General features: G+C 72.2%; 4 protein-coding genes. 3 read left to right on the top strand and 1 reads right to left on the bottom strand.

Translation table 11 applies throughout. The annotated features are described in order from the left end of the window. Positions 1–93: 93 nt before the first annotated feature. Entirely contained in the window at positions 94–879 is a 786-nt protein-coding gene (locus DZF91_RS11290) for a hypothetical protein (protein ID WP_158587915.1), read from the bottom strand. 249 nt (positions 880–1,128) lie between these two features. Between DZF91_RS11290 and DZF91_RS11285 the strand changes: the two genes are divergently transcribed. The 3 genes from DZF91_RS11285 to DZF91_RS11275 form a co-directional block, all read left to right on the top strand. After that, on the top strand, positions 1,129–2,187 hold the full coding sequence (locus tag DZF91_RS11285) for an LLM class flavin-dependent oxidoreductase (protein WP_117357426.1): 1,059 nt from the start codon (positions 1,129–1,131) through the stop codon (positions 2,185–2,187). 21 nt (positions 2,188–2,208) lie between these two features. Then, entirely contained in the window at positions 2,209–3,729 is a 1,521-nt protein-coding gene (locus DZF91_RS11280) for an AMP-binding protein (protein ID WP_117357425.1), read from the top strand. Positions 3,730–3,864: 135 nt separating this feature from the next. Further along, positions 3,865–4,600, top strand: a 736-nt coding sequence (locus DZF91_RS11275) for a FadR/GntR family transcriptional regulator (protein ID WP_147341103.1), incomplete at its 3' end; no start/stop codon positions are given.

Genomic DNA, 4,600 nt, shown 5'->3' with positions numbered 1-4,600 from the left:
GGCCACCACCTCCACTGAGCCTCTGACGAGAAAAGGGCCCGCCGCCCGGACCACGCGGTCCGGTGCGGCGGGCCCTTCGGCGTCCGCCCGGTGTCACCGGGCCTTGCTGATGTCGATCGGGTTCGGCGGGGCCTGGATGTTCAGCGGCGCGTCGTACTCGGAGAAGTCGAACGTGCCCTCCGGCATCTCGCCGACCGGCTGCGTCGAGGTGAGCCTGAGCAGGCGCGGCGCCCCGCTCGCGGCCACGAACACCGTGCTCTTGCCGCCCGGGCGCGTGACGGCGATCGCGGGAACGCCGCCGACGTCCTCGCGCCGGGTGGTGAGGCCGCCGGACACCGTGAGGTCCTTGCGCAGCGGGGTGAAGACCTCCTGGTCGAACTGCCGGAGGCCGAGGAAGGTCTTGAACTCCTTGGCCTGGCTGGGCGGGAACAGCACCCACTTGCCGTCGAGCGCGGCCCCCGTCGTCTTGTCTCCGAGCGTGCCCGCCCAGAACGCCTGGTCCGCGTTCATGTAGAACCTGCCGTCCAGGGTGCGGAGCTTCACGGTGGAGGGAGCGTTCCCGAAGCTGCCCTGCATGCTGCCGTCCGCCTGGGTGGTGCCCACGTGGACGTCGATGCGCACCGCCTGGCCCTCGTCCTTGAAGTCGCCCTTCATCCGCACGGACTTGGAGTTCTTGAACGCGTCGAGCGCGGCCGTCACCAGTTCGGCGGGCGGCTTGGCGGCGTTGCCGGCGCCGGACGGGGCGGCGGACGAGGTGGCCGCGTCCAGGGTGCTCTTCGGCGCGGCGTCGCTCTTGCCGCCACTCCCGCCGCAGGCGGTCAGGGTGAGCGTCGCGGCGAGCAGCGCCGAGCCCGCGGCCAGGAAGGTGGTTCGTCCCACGTGGTGTCGTTCCTCTGGTCGATCTTCAACAGACCCCGGTAAGTCGCCCAGACCATGACGAAGGTTGACACCTCGCCGCGTAACGCTTGCGTCTCGGCGAGCGGCTCGGAATCCCCCATCCGGCCGGGCGGGCTGTTAGGCTTCCCAAGCGAGCGCTTGGTACGTAATCTGGCAGGGTGCGGCCCCGCCCCCGGGCGGGCGCCCGCCCCGCGCGTTGACGAAGGAGCCTGCGACGTGGCTGACCGCCCGATGAAGTTCTCGGCCTTCCACCTGTTCCACCAGTTCGCGGGGCAGACCCCCGGTGAGGTGTACGAGTACCAGATCGAGATCGTCGAACTGCTGGAGGAGCTGGGCTTCGACGGGGTGTGGATCGCCGAGCACCACTTCCGGGAGTACGGGACCGTCCCGAACATCTTCACGATGCTGGCGAACCTGGCCGCGCGCACCGAGCGGCTGCGGCTCGGCACGGGCATCGTGGTGCTGCCGCTGCACAACCCCGTCCACGTGGCCGAGGAGGCCGCGATGGTGGACCTGCTGTCCGGCGGACGCCTCCAGCTCGGCATCGGACGCGGCTACCAGGCGATCGAGTTCGAGAACTTCGGGCTCGACCTCGCCGAGGCCAGGGACCGCTTCAACGAGTCCCTGGACGTCATCCTCGGCCTCTGGACGCAGGAGAACTTCGAGTACAAGGGGCGGTTCTTCGAGACCGGGCACCCGCTGAACCTGATGCCGAGACCCGTCCAGCGCCCGCACCCGCCGGTGCACGTCGCGGCCGTCAGCCCCGAGACCGTCGAGATGTACGCCGCGCGCGGGCTGCCGATCCTGGCCGACCCGGCCGCGCCGTTCAAGAAGATCGCCAAGGCCGCCGAGACCTGGCACGCGACCGCCGCCGCGCACGGCGTGGACACCTCCGGCGCCGAGCTGGTCGCCAGCCGCATCGTGTACGCCGCGCCGACCGCCGAGCAGGCCCGCGCGGACCAGGCGAGGTTCGAGGCGGCGTTCGACCGCTCCCGCATCTTCAACCTGCAGAGCGCCCCCATCGACCGGACGACCGGGCAGGCGGCGAAGGGGTTCGAGTACTACCAGGACCGCTACCTCAAGGGCGGTTCGGTGGACAGCGAGTTCCGCTGGGAGCAGCTCGAGGTGATCGGCGACCCCGAACGCGTCATCGGCCAGATCCGGGCGATCCGGGAGATGGGCTTCGGGCACCTGATGTGCGACTTCGGCTCCACCCGGCCGATGCCGCTGGAGGAGATGAAGCGGGTCCTGAGATTCTTCGCCGCCGAGGTCATGCCCGCGTTCCGCTGATCCCCACCCCCAGGAGGCGCGATGTCCGCAGTACACCGGCTCACCCTCGGCGACGTCCTCGCCGAGCACCGACGCGGCCGTCCGGCCGGCGCGGCCGTCGTGGACGGCGACGTCCGGCTGACCTATCCCGAACTGGACGACCGGGTCGCGCGGCTCGCGGGCGCCCTCGCCGCCGGCGGCGTGCGGCCGGGCGCGCGGGTGCTGTGGCTCGGCCAGAACTCCTTCCGCGTGCTCGAACTGCTGCTGGCCTGCGGACGCGTCGGCGCGGTCTTCTGCCCGGCGAACTGGCGGCAGACCGCCGACGAGATCGCGTACGTCCTGACCGACCTGGCGCCCGCGGTCGTGGTGTGGGAGGAGTCCGAGGCGGTCGAGAAGGCGCGCGGGCAGGCCGCACCGGACGCACGCTGGATCCGCTCGGGCGAGGAGTACGAGGCGTTCCTGGCGTCCGGCGAGACGTCCCCGCCCGAGACCGCCGCCGATGCCGGGGCCGACGACGACGCGCCCGTCCTCGCCCTGTACACCGCCGCGTTCGACGGCCGTCCGAACGCCGCGCTGCTCAGCCACTCCGCGCTGATCGCGCACAGCATGTCGCTGCTGCACATGCGGCAGATGGAGGACGGCTTCACGTTCCTGGCGTGCGGCCCGCTGTTCCACGTCGGGACGATGATGTTCACGCTCGCGACGTTCCAGATCGGCGGACGGCTCGTCTTCACGCCCGCCTACGAGCCGCACGAGGTGTGCCGCCTGATCGAGGCCGAGCGGTGCACGCAGGCGTTCCTGTTCGGGCCGATGATCGACGGGCTGGTGCAGGCGAACGCGGACGGGAGGTACGACCTCGGCTCGCTGCGGTTCGTCTCGCACTCCCCCGAGTGGGACGCGATGATCACCGTGGACGACAGCCCGTGGTGCGCGTCGAAGATGGGCGGCTACGGGCAGACCGAGGTCGGCGGGATGCTGACCTTCCTCGGCCTCGGCATGGGCGGCGCGGGCTTCGCGGGACGGCCGTCCCCGCTCGTCCACGTGCGGCTGCTGGACGCCGACGGGAACGAGGTGCCGCCGGGCGAGGTCGGCGAGATCTGCGCGCGCGGCCACAGCCTGTTCTCCGGCTACTGGAACCGGCCCGAGCTGAACGCGGCGAAGGCGGCGGGCGGCTGGCACCACACCGGCGACCTCGGCCGGCGCGAGGCCGACGGCACGCTCACGTTCGTCGGCCCGAAACTGCGGATGATCAAGTCGGCGAACGAGAACATCTACCCGGCCGAGGTCGAGCGCGCGCTGAAGACCCATCCGGCCGTCGCGGACGCGGCCGTCATCGGCGTCCCGGACGAGCGGTTCGGCCAGTCGCCCAAGGCCGTCGTCGTGCTCAGGGACGGCGCGGAGGCCACCGTGGAGCAGATCATCGAGCACGTGCGCGGCGAGATCGCGTCCTACAAGAAGCCGCGCGAGGTCGTGTTTACAGCAGAGATCCCCAAGCGCGGATACACGCCCGACTACGACGCCCTGGACGCCGAGCACGGCGGCGGCGCGTACCCAGGCGACTGACCTCCCGGCCCGCAAAAGGGCCTCCGCCGCTGAGCGCCGGTCGGCGTCCCCCTCGACGCCGGCCGGCGCTTCTTTTTGAGGATTACTGGTCAGACCAGTTGACTTGTTGACCTCTCCGCGCCCAGAATCCCGATCATGAGCGGCTTCTCCCCCGTCGAGCGGACCTCGGTGGCCACCGCGGTCTTCGAGCAGATCGCGGCCCGGATCCTGGACGGCACCCTGCCCCTCGGCGAGCGCCTTCCCGCCGAGCGCGCGCTGACCGAGGAGTTCGGCGTCAACCGGCAGGCGCTGCGCGAGGCGCTGCAGCGGCTCGACCAGCTCGGCCTCGTCGAGATCCGGCACGGCGGGGCGACCCGGGTGCGCGACTTCCGCCGCACCGCCGGGCTCGACCTGCTCCCCCGGCTGTTCCTCGGCGCGGACGGCGGCATCGACGCGGCGGTCGTCCGGTCGGTGATGGAGATGCGCACGGCGATCGGCGCGGACGCGGCGGCGCTGGCCGCCGGGCGCGCGCCCGCCGGGATCCGCTCCGCGCTCCGGGACGTCCTCACCGCCCTGGAGGCGCTCGTCACCGGGGACGGCGGCGGAGCGGACGACGCCGCCGCGCTCGCCGCGCTCGACGTGCCGTTCTGGGACCTGCTGATCGAGGGGTCCGGGAACGTCTGCTACCGGCTGTCGCTGAACGTGCTGCTGGACGCCTACCGCCCGGCCCAGGCGCTGGTCGACGAGCTCCTGGTGGACGAGCGGCGCGACCTGGCCGCGCACCGGGACCTGGTCGCGGCCGTCGAGGCCGGCGACGGCGAGCGGGCCCGCGCCCGCGCCGCCGCGCTGCTGGACCGGGGCCGCGCAGCCGTGCTGGCCCATTTCCCCGAGG

It is taken from the genome of Actinomadura logoneensis (assembly GCF_003428695.1).
GTDB classification, from domain to species: domain Bacteria; phylum Actinomycetota; class Actinomycetes; order Streptosporangiales; family Streptosporangiaceae; genus Spirillospora; species Spirillospora logoneensis.
The sequence above is the reverse complement of the archived record's forward strand: the minus strand, read 5'-3'. Positions and strand labels throughout refer to the sequence as shown.

Excerpts from the sequence above, each read along its gene's own strand:
- DZF91_RS11285 (WP_117357426.1), top strand. The coding sequence starts at position 1,129 with ATGAAGTTCTCGGCCTTCCACCTGTTCCACCAGTTCGCGGGGCAGACC.
- DZF91_RS11280 (WP_117357425.1), top strand. The coding sequence starts at position 2,209 with ATGTCCGCAGTACACCGGCTCACCCTCGGCGACGTCCTCGCCGAGCAC.